This window comes from Candidatus Rhabdochlamydia sp. W815 (genome assembly GCF_018642185.1).
GTDB classification, from domain to species: Bacteria; Chlamydiota; Chlamydiia; order Chlamydiales; family Rhabdochlamydiaceae; genus Rhabdochlamydia; species Rhabdochlamydia oedothoracis.
In genome coordinates, this window is the sequence record NZ_JAAVTY010000026.1 from 1 (window position 1) to 15,298 (window position 15,298).

A 15,298-nucleotide genomic window follows, 5' to 3' on the forward strand; every position below is an offset into this window, starting at 1 on the left:
AAGAAATACACTCCATACTTTTACAGTTATTCCCAAAAGATGGGTTGTAGAGCGTTTTTTTGCGTGGATAGAAAAATGTCGCAGGCTATGGAAAAATTGCGAAAGAAAACTACATACAAGCCTGAATATGGTGGTTCTTGCTTTTATTGCTCTAATTTTGAAAAGATTTTAAACAGGCTCTTAGATCCATTGAATAAGGTTTAGGCATTTCTCTACCTCCATAATATTTTGTTGGAAAAAAATATACAACTTTATCAATAAAATTTTAAATAACTATAATAGAGAGGTTATGCTCAGAACAATAATTTTTTCCTGTTTTTCTATCTGCTTTACAACCACAGACGAAAATCTTTTGGATCCCACAGATCCCAATCGTATTCCGTAACTTTTAAGCAAGCTCCTTACAACCTCAATGTTGAGTTTATCTCTTTGTTTTTCAAATAGATAAACGAATTTTTCTCGGTGAAAATCCTAAAAGCTATAAGGATTGAATCGAATAAGAAAAAATACACTGGTTTTATGAAAATGAAATACAAAGAAATGGGTGACTTATAGATAGATACATATAGTATTAGTTGTTTATAATTATTAACTATGCTTTGTGCAATTGCAGTTTATGTGAGGCAGTTTAAAAACCTCGTATTCAGGTAGATGTTTGCTCAGAAAAACTCCTCTTAAACTATGCTAAAAAAAAGTGGACAAAGGATCCACATCGATAGAGAGTTTGATCTCTTTGTGTTGTGGTATCTGATGTAATGGGAGGAGTATAGGGATCAATTTTTTCGCTTTAATGAGAAACTGATAGCGGAATAGATCTTTAATTTTAGCATGACCGCAGGCAATAAGCGGTAGAATTTCACAGTTATTTATCAGTTTTCTCTTTAGATCTTTTCGAATTTTTTCTGCATATTCTACAACTTGGGATTCTATTTTTCCGCTAAAAATCAGTTTTACAAGCCTGGTAAAAGGAGGATAGCAAAATAGCCTACGTGTTTGTATTTCTTGAGCAAAAAAACCTTCAAAGTTTTGTTGTTGTGCTAGAGAGAGAATCATGTGCTCTGGAAGAAGGGTTTGGATGAGCACTTCTCCTAATAGAGATCCTCTTCCAGATCTTCCAGCTACTTGCGTGAGCAATTGGAAGGTGGTTTCACTAGCTCGGAAATCAGGAATTTGCAAGTTGCTATCAGCCATGAGAACACCTACTAATGTCACTAAAGGAAAATGCAGGCCTTTTGCGATCATTTGTGTTCCGATCAACACATCAGCTTTGCCTGTGCGAAACTGTTTTAATAATAGTTCGTGGCTTCCTTTGTGACGAGTTGTATCCCTGTCAATACGCAGTGTGCGCGCTTCTGGTAGAAGAGCCTTTAAAGAACGCTCTACTAATTCTGTGCCGACCCCTTTAAATTTTAGTTGTCCTTCCGCATGGCATTTAGGACAAGATTTAGGGGGAGGGAAAAGAGAGAAGTCGCATAGATGACACGTAAATCGGTTTTCTTTGAAATAAAAGGTCAAAGAGATATCGCAATGAGGACAACTTATAACGTATGAACAGTTTAAGCATAGTTGTGAAGTGTGATAGCCCCTTCGGTTTAAAAAAAGCAGAACCTGTTCACCAAGTGCTATCTTCTGTTTAATTTTCTCAATCAATATTTCAGAAAATAGAGTGAATCCCTTGGCTTTTTGATATTGAGGGCGCATATCAACGATTTGTATTTGTGGCAAATGAGCTTTGTCCGCTCGTTTGGACAACGTATTTAAATGGTATTTATCTAAAAGAGTATTTTGATAGCTTTCTAAGCTAGGTGTTGCACTGCCCAGGATTACTGTTGCTTGGTTTAGCTTAGCACGCATAACAGCTATATCACGTGCATGGTATCTAGGAGACTCTTCTGTTTGTTTGTAAGAGCTCTCATGTTCTTCATCAACAATGATTAGACCTAAGTGGCAAGTAGGGCTAAATATAGCAGATCTAGCTCCAATGACAATAGGAGTGATATGAGTGGCGATATTATGCCAAGCATCTCTTTTTTCCCCAGCAGAGATCCGATAGTGCAAAATGGATAATTTTTGCAAAAATCTACTTCTTAATCTTTCAATGGTTTGAGAAGTTAAGGCAATTTCTGGCACAAGAAAGATGATGCTTTTTCCTTGTTCTAGTGCATGTTGAATAGCTTGTAAATATACTTCTGTTTTTCCACTTCCCGTCACTCCATATAGTAGATGTGTCTGAAACAGGTTTGTATTTAAGCTGTGTTTTATAGATTCAAGCGCTTTTACCTGTTCAGGATTTAATGCTTTTGGTTTGGTTCTAAAAAACTCCCATTCTAACAATTTAGAGCGATCAATGGTAATCGAAGAGCAACTTAGTATATTTTTTTTAATCAGTGTATTAATAGGGCTACGAGAGACATTTGCTTTTTCCATCAGTTCACTAAGCAATAATCCTTTAGGAGCTTGTAGAAGAGTCGATACTACTTCAGCTTGCGTATGAGAGGTTAAACGCAAGCTTTCGCATAACTCTTTTAACCTTGATTTATCAAGAAGAGGTTTTATAAATAACTGTTGTTTAGTCCCTGTATCTTTGCGCACGCTAGGTGGCAGGATAACTTGCAAGACTTTACGTAAAGGACAGCAATAGTAATGTGCCATCCATTTAGCAAGAGAGACTAGATCTTTGGGTAAAACAGGCGTATCTAAAAGCTCGATGATTTTACGTAGCTTTTTTACTGGAGAGTTTTGCTTAATTTCGATAACCGTAGCTAATCTGGTAGATCCTTGTAGAGGAACCTTTACACGAGATCCAATATAAATACGACCTATAAAGCTCGGACAGACCTTATAGTCAAGAGTCATATTAATAGCTTGGTCTAAAATTACAGAGACGATGCTGCCGGAGTTAAGATCTGACATAGAGATTTCCAAAGAGCGGTTTTTTGATCAGGCTGTGTATATATTTCTAATGTTTCAAGAACAATAAGAGCAGCAGTTGCTAGAAAGTGCTGGTTTTTCTCTTGTTTATAATACAGCATCAATTCAGTGTATTGCTGCGCTGCCTGCGTGAGAATGATCAATTTAAAGCTATTTTTTTTGAAAAAAGATTCCCAGCCTTTTTCTTTTTCTAATTTTGTACCAGAAATTAATTTGGTAACGGATAAACGATCATGAATAGCTCTTGCGAGATCTTTTAAAAAAAGAAGTTCTTCATTGGAAATAGGACCAGTAATGATTACCACTTCTATTTGCTCGCTCCAGGCGTTAGCTGCTTTTTGTGCTTTGAGATCATCGAGTATTGTATCGTGTAATTTCATATTAGGGGCAATCTTCTGGAGGACAGATCGAACAGAAGGCCAACGATCAACAGGTGCTTGTTTTAAAATAGCCTTCTGTTTTACTGCTTGTGGTTTTATCAAAGGCTTTTTGACAGGAAGATGAAAAAATCCGTAAGTCTCTGGTGAAATACGTAAAGAGCAAGGGCTTTCTTTGAGTAAACTGGCTGTTTGTTTAATCAGATCAAATAGTTCTTTCTGAAATGGATTCTGTGTAAACATAAGAGTACATGCTTTTTATTCTATCTGGATATTACATGAAGTCTTAGATTGTTTACAGGTTTAGTTCTTAGGAACAAAAAAGCATTATTTTATTTCTTAAACTTGGATAAATTCTATTTTTTGAAATTTAATCAAGATTCATGTTAGCTTATGTCAATACATTTTTCCTTTGGTGAAATCATGGCCATTCCACAGAAGAGTTTATCTTTTTCAACATCTTTTATTCCTTTTTCAGAAAATGTTTTTCATGAGGAACCTGTGAGCATTTTTCAAGATAACCTTAATCAATTAAAAACCCATTCCTCAGAGTTCAAGTTAATTGATAAAGCAATACAGAGGATTTCAAAAGGTGATCTTAAGCCACAAGTTGCATGGAAAATCTTTAACGATAAAATAGCTGATTATAAAACAGTAATAAACCCCTTTCCTGTCATATCCTGCCTACAAGATCTACAGAAACTAGAAATACAGCTAGAAGATCATTTTTTAGAGCAGCTTTGGAATGTTTTAATAGATAGTGGTGCTCCTCAGCTAAATTCAATAACCAAAAAAAGAGAGTGGTTTGAAGATGAAAAGAATCAATCTTTATTAGATACAATAACTGTTCTAGATTTGCGAAATTCTGAACTTATTTTTCTACCTAGAGAAATGTATCAATTACGTAATTTAAAAAAGTTAGATCTTAGTCAAAATCAAATTGAATTTTTACCAGAATCGATCAAAGTTTGGACGCAGCTTGAGGAGCTAGACCTTAGCTTTAATCAACTGATAACGCTACCTGATCGTGGAATTGAGCATTTAACAAACTTAAAAAATCTAAATGTAAGCGGTAATACTCTTAAGCGTCTGCCTCGATCCATTGGATATCTTAAAAACTTGAAAATACTCAATGTTGAGGAGAATTGCTTAAAAGAGCTCCCAAAAGAGATTAGGCAATGTAGTTTTTTAGAAGTGCTTAAAGTATCGAGCAATGAATTATCCCAATTACCTAGGGAACTTAAAGATTTAACCTCTCTTACGGAATTTTCTGCTGCTGATAATGAATTAAGGTATTCATCTGAAGAATTACAAGCACTTGGAGTAAATAGCTGGGAACAAATAGAAAAAGTAGACCTCTCGCAAAACTATCTAAATACAACAGTAGAGGTTCTTCAAACCTTATGGACAAATGCAAGTATCATTAGGCATAGCCACTATGAAAAAGTGTAAACTCTGAAGTTTTTTTCATCTCTTTAGCTTCAAGCATCTGACCTTTTTTAAAAAAAGTTCGATATTCAAGATGCAAAAAAGTCAATATTTGGTAAATATTTTATTTTCATGAAATAAATTTTATATTAACTCATTGTCAATGAATTCTAGCACAATCAGCTACACCAAACAGACTTCCTGATTTAAAAAACCGCTAAAATGGTTTTAATTCATTTCAAAGAGGGAAGAAGCATATGCTATAGGGTCAAATCGCTCTAATTCTTCCATTTTCTCACCTGTGCCAATCCATTGAATAGGAACGTGAAGTTTTTTGTAGATTGAAAGAACTATGCCCCCTTTAGCAGAACCATCGAGTTTAGTCATAATTAACCCTGTTAAGGGAGTGAACTTATGAAAGGTTTCTGCTTGATCGATAGCATTTTGCCCTGTGGTTGCGTCTAAGACAAGCAGGGTTTCGTGAGGAGCTGAAAGGATCGGTTTTTGCATGACGCGTTTCATCTTCTCCAGCTCTTGCATAAGAGCTGTTTTATTTTGTAGGCGACCTGCTGTGTCGATTAAGACTATATCTATGTTGCGAGCTTTAGCAGCTGTTAATGTGTCAAAGACGACAGCTGAAGGGTCAGCACCGGTTTTACCTTTGACAATATCTACTCCGATTTGATTAGTCCAAAGCTCTAGTTGCTCTACTGCTGCAGCGCGAAAAGTATCCGCTGCTCCAATTAATACTTTTTTATCTTGTTTTTTAAATTGATAGGCGAGTTTTGCAAGGGAAGTGGTTTTTCCACTGCCATTAACCCCTACGATCAAAATCACATGAGGTGTTTTCTCTTCTGAGTGCTTAAGAGAAACAAGGGGAGGTTCTTGAAGTATAGATAACGTGTATTCATAAAATATCTTTAAAATATCGTTGATTTCCGCTTTAGGTTGTAGGCGTAGGGTACTGCGTGCTTTTTCAACGAGCAAAGAAGCACATTCTGATCCTAGATCTGCTTCAAAGAGAATTTGCTCTAGCGCTTCGAAGGTTTCTTCGTTCCATGGCTTCCCAAATAAAGAGCGAATTCTATGGGAAAGAGCAGACCTGGTTTTAGACATAGCCTGCTTAATTTTTTGAAAGCCTTCTTTAAGAAAACCAAACATAAGGACCCTTTTTTAATTGCTTGAAAAAAAACTCTATCAGATAAAGAGATTCAAGCAAAGCAAAGAGAAACAAAATGAATACACACGAATATCAAGCCAAAGAGATACTTATATCCTATAAGATACCCATCCCGAGATTTGGGATAGCCAGTTCTATCGAAGGCGTAGAAGCTGTCTTAAGAGATCTTTCTCTAGAAGAAGCTGTAATAAAAATTCAGGTTCATGCCGGAGGAAGAGGTAAAGCTGGAGGCGTAAAAATTGCACATGGCCGACAAGAGATCCTTAAAACTACGCGGAAACTGATAGGGATGAAAATGGTCAATAACCAAACGGGATCTCAAGGGGTGATTGCACATCAAGTTTTAATTTCTGAAGTGGTTGCGATTAAAAAAGAGTATTACTTAAGTGTTGTTATCGACCGAGAGAAGAAGCAAGTTGTTTTAATCGCTTCTGCAGAAGGAGGGGTAGAGATTGAAGAGATTGCGCTTAAAAATCCTGAGAAAGTTTTAACGATTCCCATTGGCTTAAGCGGTGTCTTGCGCCCTTTTCAAAAAATCCAGTTGATTAAATTTATGCAGTGGAAAGCAGAAATGGCTAAACAGGGTGCTCAAATAGCACAAAGTTTAGTACAAGCTTTCATGGATACCGATGCATCTTTGTTAGAGATTAACCCTTTGGTTGCTGATCAAAATCATCAACTCTGGGCTTTAGATGCTAAGCTTGTAGTTGATGACAATGCGCTTTTTAGACAGCAGAAGATCGCCGATTTTTACGATCCTTCACAAGCAATACCAAATGAGGTGAAGGCCAAAGAACATGATTTAGCCTACATTGCTTTAGAAGGTAATATTGGTTGCATGGTCAATGGAGCAGGACTTGCTATGGCTACAATGGATATCATTCAATATTATGGGGGCAAACCTGCTAATTTTTTAGATGTAGGAGGAGGCGCTTCTAAAGAAAAAGTAGCTGAGGGGTTTAAGATCATTTTAAGCGACCCTAATGTAAAAGCTATATTGGTAAATATTTTTGGTGGGATTATGAATTGTGCCACATTAGCAGAAGGAATTATAGCAGCGGTTAAGGAAATAAAGATCCATGTTCCTTTAGTTGTGAGAATGGAAGGAACTAATGTAGAAGAAGGAAGGCGACTTTTAGAACATGCTCATTTAGCAATCATTACAGTGGATGGTCTGGCTAATGCGGCAAAGAAGGTAGTTGAAACGCTCAAAGGTAAGGAATAAATGGCTATTTTAATTCATAAAAATACACGTGTAATTACTCAAGGAATTTCTGGCAGATCTGGGCGTTTTCATACAGAGCAATGTCTGTTATATGGATCACGATTTGTAGGAGGAGTCACTCCTGGTAGAGGAGGAGAGACCATTTTAGATTTACCGGTCTTTGACACTGTTAGGGAAGCTAAAAAAAAAACAGAGTGTGATGCAACGGTCATTTTTGTGCCGGCTCCGTATACAGCAGATGCTATTTTAGAAGCAGAAGACGCTGGAATTGCACTGATTGTCTGTATTACAGAAGGAATCCCTGTCAAAGATATGCTAGAGGTTTCCAGAGTTATGCAACTGAGTAAATTCAGTCGTCTCATTGGACCAAACTGCCCTGGCATCATTACACCAGGGGAGTGTAAGATTGGGATTATGCCAGGATATATTCATAAAAAAGGAAAAATTGGCATCGTTTCTAGATCGGGAACCCTTACCTATGAAGCGGTTTGGCAAACCACTCAGCTAGGTCTTGGGCAAACAACTTGTGTGGGAATTGGAGGAGATCCTTTAAATGGAACAAACTTTATTGATGTGATAAAACTTTTTCAAGAAGATCCTAAAACACAAGGAATTCTTTTAATAGGAGAGATCGGAGGCTCCGCTGAGGAAGAAGCTGCAGAGTGGATTAAAGAGCATTGCTCTAAGCCTGTAGCAGCTTTCATTGCAGGAACCACCGCACCAAAAGATAAACGCATGGGTCATGCAGGTGCGATTATTTCTGGAGGAAAAGGAGGCGCTCGCGATAAGATAAACGCATTAAAAAACGCTGGGGCGTTTATAGCAAAATCTCCTGCAGAAATGGGACAAGCTATGGCGGAAGCATTAGATAGGTTTTAAAATATGTTGTACATTCCAGGTCGTATTCCCATTATCATTCATCCTGCATTTTGGGTATTTTCCGCGCTTATTGGTTATGTAAATAGTTTAAGTTTACTAGGGACTCTGGTTTGGATTGCAGTGATTTTTATCTCTGTTCTTTTTCATGAATTCGGTCATGCATTAACAGCGTTTTGTTTCAAACAAAAGCCTCGTATAGAGTTAGTTGCTTTAGGAGGACTTACTTATCATGAAGGGAAGAGATTAAAATTTGGCAAACAATTTCTGATTGTTTTCAACGGACCTTTTTTTGGATTTATTTTATTTGGAATAGCTACTTTTCTTCTGCAATACCCAGCTTTAGGTCAAGGGAATCTAGGATTAATACTACGGCTTTTACAAGGGATAAATCTATTTTGGACCATTTGTAATTTGCTGCCTGTTTTCCCCTTAGATGGAGGGCAGCTTTTGCGCATCATTTTAGAAGCTATTTGGGGAGTAAAGGGGATTAAGTATTCTCTGATTACAAGTATTGTGATAGCACTAGTATGCAGTTTGTTATTTTTTTTAATGCAGGGGTTTTTTATTGGATCTTTACTGTTTCTTTTAGCCTTTCAAAGCTACGATACCTATCGTAAATCACGAGCAATGAGCAGCTCAGATCGCAATCAAAAGCTACACGGGCTCATGGAAAAAATAGAGGCAACAACCGATAAAAAAGTTGCTATGGACCTTTGTGAAAAAGTTCGTATTCAAGCCAAAAAGGGAATGATTTTTAATCAAGCAACGGAGTACCTTGCTTTCTTATGTCTTGAGCAAGATTTATATAAACAAGCCTACGATTTGTTATTACCTATTCAAAAAGAGATTAACATTGAAGCTCTTTGCCTTCTACATAAAGCAGCCTTTGATCAGAAAGAGTTTTCTTTAGTAACGCAGATTGGAGCGCAATGCTTTCAATCCAAACCTCATCCAGATATTGCGATTCGCAATGCTTGTGCAAGTGCTGCTCTTAAGGAGCCTACAGCCGCAGTTGGCTGGCTAAAAACCGCAGTGGACGAAGGAGTTGTTAATGTAGAATCTATGTTAGCTAAATCTATATTTGATCCGATCCGACAAGATCCACTATTTCAAGAATTACTTGACGTTTTATCAAAGGAGGATTAAATGTTGCTTTGGCTTATTTGTTTTCTATGCATCTCATTAACGGTTTGTGCAGAAGATAAAAAAAAACCAAGACCTAGACAAGCTCAGCCTCATTTTGTAGGAGTGGGTCGGCCTAAGAATCAAATGACCAAGAAAAAACAATCTCCTACCGATAAATACTTTTTAAGTAAAACCCCTCTAAAAAAACGCAAACAAAAAAAGATTGCAAAAAAGACAGAAAATCAAGAAGAACGTCCCTTTTATCAAAAACCAACGGATGTTGATAAAAGTTTAATTGTGAAATAGGACTTTCTCAAAACTCATTTACAGTCTATGATTTACTCACTTTTTTTAGAGCAGCAAGAGCACGGGTATGTGTTCTTAAGGTTACTTCAGTTGAATAGAACAGAAATAAGCCCCTCTATTACGATCACGAACTAGAAGCAGAATAGCTTTAGTGGTATTTTGATTAATTGCTTGATTAAACTCTAAAAGATTTGTCACTTTTTTATGATTGATCGTTTGAATTAAGCATCCTGGACGCAAACCTGCAAGCGCTGCTGGGGAATTGGGTTTTACTTTTGTAATCACAACACCCTCTTCTGTAGGCTTATAACCAAGCTGCTTAGCGTAATCTTCTGTTAACGTTTCGACCTGTAGTCCCAATTTTTGCACAATTCCATTTTCAGCCATTACATTATCGGAATTAGAGCCCAATTTTACAGAGATTTTTTTGGTCTCCTGATTGCGTTTTACTTTTAGCTGAATAGTAGAGCCGGGGAATTTTAGAGAAATCTCTGTTTTTAATCCTTCAGAGCTCTTAACAGGTTTATTGTCATACTCTAAAATAATATCGCCCTGTTTAAGACCTGCTTTATCAGCAGCAGACCCAGGAACAACTTCAGCAATAAGAGCTCCTTCTGGTTTTGATAAACCAAAGGCTTTAGCGATGTCTGCATCCATTGGTTGTAGAGTAACCCCTAAAAATCCACGTGTGACACTTCCCTTTTCTAAAAGCTGATTCATAATGTTTTTAGCCATATTGATCGGAATAGAAAAACTAATTCCCATATAGCCGCCGCTATTAGAAGCAATGGCTGTATTGATTCCAATCACTTCCCCTTTTGAGTTTAAAAGCGGACCACCTGAATTGCCACGATTAATTTGTACTGTGCTTTGAATGAAGTCCTCTAGATCATTAATATGTAGGTTCTGTCTTCCTTTGGCACTAATGATTCCTTGGGTAAAGGTGGATTTTAGAAGAAGGGGGCTGCCAATTGCAAAAGCTAGCTCTCCTATTTTAACAGATTCTGAATCTCCTAAGGGCAGATAAGGCAATGCAGCTATTTCTTTTGATTCAATCTTCAGAAGAGCAATGTCTGTATGTGGATCAGATCCCACTAATACAGCATCTACTTCTTGTCCATCGTGCAGAACAATCGTGATTTTATCACAATTATTCACCACATGCGCATTTGTCATAATGTGACCATCAACACTACAAAAAAAGCCAGATCCTGCATTTTTTTGAGGAGATGGTTGGGGCATTTGCCCAAAAAAACGATTAAATATTTCACTGTGAAATTCAAAAGGATTGTGTGCGCCGTAAGTTTCATTTACATTACTTTGAGCTTTTATAGAGATAACAGCAGGATTAGCGCTCTCATAGATTAGAGTAAATGCTTGTGATATCCGATCTAAAACCTGAGTTTCTTTTAGAGCTGGAATATGAATAGAATTTGCACTAAGAAGAATAATGCTTAAAACAAGAAAAATAGGAGATTGGATAGATGATTTTTTCATAATATAATCCCTTTAAATAAACTACAAATTGAGCATATAAAATATACACTTCTCTAAATTTTTGTAAACATAAGTAAAAACTTTAAGGTAGTTCTTGGTCAATTAGTTTCTCTATAGCTTCTTTAGCTACATTACTTGGAATAGCAAAAGATAAGCCTGTATAGAAACCTTCTTTATAGTACCGTGTGCTTCTATTCACTCCGATTACTTCTCCATCTAAATTGAGAAGAGGCCCTCCGGAATTGCCTGGGTTAAGACCGAGATTGACTTGTAGGGTATCTGGTTCTTGGAACTTATCTTTTTTTAATCTGCTTACAATTCCAAATGTTACGGTGGATTGCAGACCAAAAGGGTTACCAATTGCTATAACCCATTCTCCTAATTCAATGGAATCAGAATCAGCTAAAGCCAAGAAAGGAAGACCTTCTGCTTCGATTTTAATTAAGGCAATATCAGAAATAGGGTCTGCTCCTACTACGATACCATCGAATTGTAATTGGTTGCTTAACGTAATAGTAATTACATCTGCATCTTTAATTACATGCTCATTGGTTATAATATAACCATCTGCTGTAATTAAAAATCCTGAACCGATGCAGGCTCTTTTTTCGTTATTTCCCCACAAAGAACTAATCCAATTTACTTGAATGAATACAACAGCAGGAACAGATGCGTTTAGAATCTCAGTAAAAAAATTGGCTGCTTTTTTGGCATCTGAGACTTTAGGATATCTAGAAGGAAAAGGATAAGCAGCATAGCAGTTATTTAAGCAGAAAATGCTTAAAATAAGGAAAAAAAATGCTTGCATAAAGAGCCTAAATAGTAAAATCAACTAACACAGTTTTGCTTATCTTTTTTGATTTATTTAATCAGTGTTTTTTGTTTTTCTCGATAAGAAACAGCTGAACATATCAGTTGTGTTTTTTATTTTACAACTGATTTTTTATAGATGAGATATTTTAAATAGGAAAAATAGACAGAGGATTTTGCAAACCAGCATTTTCATTGTTGATTAATTCTTGATTGGCAAAGGAAATAAATATTCCTTGGGTGAGTTTGGGCTTTAACTCTTTTTCGACGATGTATTTTACATCTTTGATTGTGGTATTGAGAAGAGAGTTGCGGAATTCTTGGCGCATTTCTTTTGTTTTTTGACTGCGAAGACATCCATAAGCTATAAGAGCTCTGTTTTCTGTTGAAACAGGGGAATCTAAATCTTGGATAATAATAAGCTTTGCCTCTTCTAATTCTTGTACAGAGATTTTTCCCTTGCAGAGTTGATCAACTGCTTCGTGGAAATGCCCTCTAGTACCATAGATATGAGGATCTCGATAGGAGAGAAAATAAAAATGTCCCATTTTAGCGCTAAATGTTGCACTAGCACCATATGCTCCACCCTGTTCCCGAATCTTTGGATGTAGAGTCTTATGTTCAAACAAAACCGAAGCAATTGTCAAAGCAGCTGCATAAGGGTGGATGTAGGAAATGGTAGGAAATGCTTCTACATTGAATGCAACCTGCGAAGAGATCAAGCGAATCTGAGAAGAAGGTAAAATTAAAGGTGTTTCAAACCGCCAAGGGCTTGTTTTAAGAGTAGGTAATTGATTGAGGTTAAAATAATTTTTACTCTCTAATTCTTTTAACATCTCATAAGAACAACTCAATATCAAATGAGGGTTATTAAAAGTGAAAATTTTTTCTTTTAAAGCTTTTAAGCGGTCGATTACCTTAGGAAGATTGGTTGGTAGATCTTGACAAATAGCTTGAAGAGTCTTGAAGTAACGCAGCCCATACCAGGCTTCGCTGATATGTGTAGCTGTTAAAAAACCACTAATGGCTAAATGAGTAGCATAGCGCATGGCTTGTCGATTTAATCGATTAAGCAAGGATGTGTAAATTTGTAAAATGAGCTCTTCAATTCGCTTAATCTCATCAAGTCGAGGATATAACAATAAATCCTGCATCAATGCAAATAGTTGCTCTGCTTTGCGATATAAGCACTTTGCTCGTAGATTAAAAGAAGGGCGCAGCGCTTTTGGATCTAAAGTTTGAGGATATAAGGAACAAGAAGTGGTCAGTCCTCCTGTATGGGCCTGCATATATTCCAGATTCTCTCTATAATCTCTGTTTCCACTTCCTAATTCAGATAAAATGGAGGTTAATAAATGCACATAGGGCAAATCTTCTTCTTCAATTGTAGGTAGATCAAAAAGTAGATCCACGTACAAAATATGGTTAGTAAAGCAATCGTGATGATAGACGGTTAAGTTTTTTGAGCAAATGACTTGCAGGGGAAAATCACGAATAGCAGTAGGAACATCATTTAAAGATATTTTCGGCAAGCAATCTAAAGCTTGAGCTTCTGTTTGCTTTTGATACAGGGCTAGATCTCTTGTTTGTTTTTGAATCTCTTTAATTTGTTCCTTAGATAGCTCTTGCTGATTTTTTTTAAGTTGTTTTAACTCTTGATTTCTCTCTTCTTCTGCTAGATGAGGGTCTGCTATCATAATCAGTCGAACCCTATGAGGATTGCTTAGAAAATACTTGTCGATTAATCCTGTTAAATAAGTGGGTTGTTTTGTTTTTTCTAATAGCTCCTCAAATAAAGAGTGCACCATCAGCCCTGATTCAGCAGCACATCCATTTTGTTTAGCTAAAGCAGAGCGCATAAATAAAGAAAGGCCAAAAGGGGATTGATCTCCTCCTATCTCTAAACGAGAGAGCTCTAACTGATGAATGGCTGCATCGATGAGATGTTTCGGGATGCCTTCTACAACGATCTTCTTTAAATTGCTTACTAAAACTTGCTCTAGTGCATCGGCATCTTTTTCTTCAGTACCTTTGCAGACAATTAGATACGGTACTTCGCTCATCTCCAGGCTTATGAAACCATTTGCGGAAATACAGAGCTGTGATTCAAGCAAAGCTCTTTTTAAAAGAGAAGCATCAGTTTCCATTAGGATTACATCTAAAATGCTTAATGCTAACACATCTTCTTGTTCTGTAATAGGAGCTGTTAAAAATCCAAAAGCGATCACTGTTCGACGAGAAAAAGTTTCAGAAGCTTCGATGGGATAGCGCATAGTAGAGAACTTCGGTGTATCAAAACGCTTTTGTTTACCTAAGCCTGTAGGAGGTGAGCTACTTGCTTGGTCTAGCGTTTTTTCTGCGATAAAATCCAGGTGTTTTTGCAAAGGGAGATTACCATAAAAGAAAAATAAGCAACGCGCCGGCTGATAATACAAAGAGTGGAAAGCAATAAGCTGCTCATAGGTTAAACTAGGGATCTCTTTTGGATCTCCTCCTGAATTAAACGCATAAGGAAGATCTGGCAGAAGTTGAGCCATCATAGCATGCCACATACGCGTGTCGACAGAAGAGAGGCTTCCTTTCATCTCGTTGTATACAATCCCTTTGATATGCAACCCTTCTTCTGGTTTTTTAAGATTGATAAACTCTAGACGATGCCCTTCTTGCAGAAAGCTCATTCGCTTTAATTCTGGATGGAATACCGCATCCAAATAAACATCCAATAAGTTATAAAAATCTTTTTCCACTTGTGATGCTGCTGGATAACAGGTAAAGTCAGCTCCTGTTAAAGCATTCATAAAAGTGTTTAGGCTCCTTCGTCGCATAGAAAAAAAAGGATCTTTTACCGGGTATTTCGAAGAGCCGCATAAGACGGTGTGTTCTAAGATATGTGCTACACCATTTGAATTATACGGCAAGGTCTTAAAAGAAAGACAAAATAGATTCTCTGGATCATCGTTCTCAATATGCATAACAATAGCGCCTGTAGGCACGTGCGTAAGTTCTCGTAAGACACAGTGTAGTTCATCGATAACTAAATATTTTGTAACGATAAAATCGCCGTGTTTTTCTCCAGGTTGTGTCAAAGATTTACAAAATGTATACATGAATCCAGCTAATTTAAGCGCTTAACAATAGATTAGCTCAAGATTTTAGTAAAGATGATCCCATTTTTTGCATCTAGATGAACATATCTTGAATCCGAAACTTAAATTAAATAAAAGTAATTATTTTTTTTAATAAATTAAAGATAAATTAATTGCATTAAAATTGAAGTTAATTCTTGATTTGTAATTTTTATTAAAAATATATCCATTTATCTCAAAAAATCTTGAGATGTCTATACTCGTTTGCATTCAAATTAAGAGTTTGAATATATAAATATTTTTATACAAAAAGATAATACCTTCTTGCAAGATAGAGCAGTTTTTTCAAAAAAACCTAGTTATAGTTATTTAAATCGACATTGATAAAACAGCTTGATCTAAGGCTTCGGATAAATTAGCTACAGTAGGTAAAAGTTCTCGGATTTTCGTTTTC

At 36.5% G+C, this 15,298-nt stretch carries 12 protein-coding genes; 6 read left to right on the forward strand and 6 right to left on the reverse strand.

What is annotated here, in order from left to right:
• Nucleotides 1-172: transposase (locus RHOW815_RS03130; protein WP_215216909.1), on the forward strand; the 172-nt coding region annotated here is incomplete at its 5' end.
• A gap of 512 nt (nt 173-684) precedes the next feature.
• Here RHOW815_RS03130 and priA read toward each other — a convergent pair.
• Nucleotides 685-2,913, reverse strand: coding sequence for a replication restart helicase PriA (gene priA / locus RHOW815_RS03135; RefSeq protein WP_215216898.1), 2,229 nt, complete (start codon nt 2,911-2,913; stop codon nt 685-687).
• Complete coding sequence (locus RHOW815_RS03140) at nt 2,877-3,551, reverse strand: hypothetical protein (protein WP_215216899.1); 675 nt, start codon at nt 3,549-3,551, stop codon at nt 2,877-2,879. The genes priA and RHOW815_RS03140 overlap by 37 nt, the downstream gene beginning before the upstream one ends.
• Nucleotides 3,552-3,701: 150 nt before the next feature.
• On the opposite strand from RHOW815_RS03140, the gene RHOW815_RS03145 reads away from it, so the two are divergent.
• A complete protein-coding gene (locus RHOW815_RS03145; protein WP_215216900.1) occupies nt 3,702-4,760 on the forward strand; it encodes a leucine-rich repeat domain-containing protein in 1,059 nt (352 codons plus the stop codon).
• 204 nt (nt 4,761-4,964) lie between these two features.
• Here the strand turns inward: RHOW815_RS03145 and ftsY are convergent, their stop codons facing one another.
• Nucleotides 4,965-5,897 (reverse strand): signal recognition particle-docking protein FtsY, encoded by a 933-nt coding sequence (gene ftsY / locus RHOW815_RS03150; RefSeq protein ID WP_215216901.1) that lies wholly within the window; start codon nt 5,895-5,897, stop codon nt 4,965-4,967.
• 74 nt (nt 5,898-5,971) lie between these two features.
• Between ftsY and sucC the strand changes: the two genes are divergently transcribed.
• The 4 genes from sucC to RHOW815_RS03170 are packed head-to-tail and all read left to right on the forward strand — an operon-like array spanning nt 5,972 to nt 9,451.
• Nucleotides 5,972-7,141 (forward strand): ADP-forming succinate--CoA ligase subunit beta, encoded by a 1,170-nt coding sequence (sucC, locus tag RHOW815_RS03155; RefSeq protein WP_215216902.1) that lies wholly within the window; start codon nt 5,972-5,974, stop codon nt 7,139-7,141.
• The gene (gene sucD / locus RHOW815_RS03160; RefSeq protein WP_215216903.1) at nt 7,142-8,020 is read left to right on the forward strand and encodes a succinate--CoA ligase subunit alpha; all 879 of its coding nucleotides are present in this window, start codon (nt 7,142-7,144) and stop codon (nt 8,018-8,020) included.
• Between the two features lie 3 nt (nt 8,021-8,023).
• Nucleotides 8,024-9,166 carry a site-2 protease family protein gene (locus tag RHOW815_RS03165; RefSeq protein WP_215216904.1) on the forward strand — a complete coding sequence of 381 codons (1,143 nt, stop codon included), beginning with the start codon at nt 8,024-8,026 and terminating at the stop codon, nt 9,164-9,166.
• Nucleotides 9,167-9,451: a hypothetical protein gene (locus tag RHOW815_RS03170; RefSeq protein ID WP_215216905.1), complete on the forward strand. Its 285-nt coding sequence runs from the start codon at nt 9,167-9,169 to the stop codon at nt 9,449-9,451.
• Nucleotides 9,452-9,532: 81 nt separating this feature from the next.
• On the opposite strand, the gene RHOW815_RS03175 is transcribed toward RHOW815_RS03170, so the two are convergent.
• The 3 genes from RHOW815_RS03175 to RHOW815_RS03185 all read right to left on the reverse strand — a co-directional run bounded on the left by RHOW815_RS03175 (nt 9,533) and on the right by RHOW815_RS03185 (nt 14,865).
• On the reverse strand, nt 9,533-10,948 hold the full coding sequence (locus tag RHOW815_RS03175) for a Do family serine endopeptidase (RefSeq protein WP_215216906.1): 1,416 nt from the start codon (nt 10,946-10,948) through the stop codon (nt 9,533-9,535).
• 82 nt (nt 10,949-11,030) lie between these two features.
• Nucleotides 11,031-11,756, reverse strand: a complete 726-nt coding sequence (locus RHOW815_RS03180; protein WP_215216907.1) for a S1C family serine protease — start codon at nt 11,754-11,756, stop codon at nt 11,031-11,033.
• 151 nt (nt 11,757-11,907) lie between these two features.
• Nucleotides 11,908-14,865: an insulinase family protein gene (locus RHOW815_RS03185; RefSeq protein ID WP_215216908.1), complete on the reverse strand. Its 2,958-nt coding sequence runs from the start codon at nt 14,863-14,865 to the stop codon at nt 11,908-11,910.
• Between the last annotated feature and the right edge of the window lie 433 nt (nt 14,866-15,298).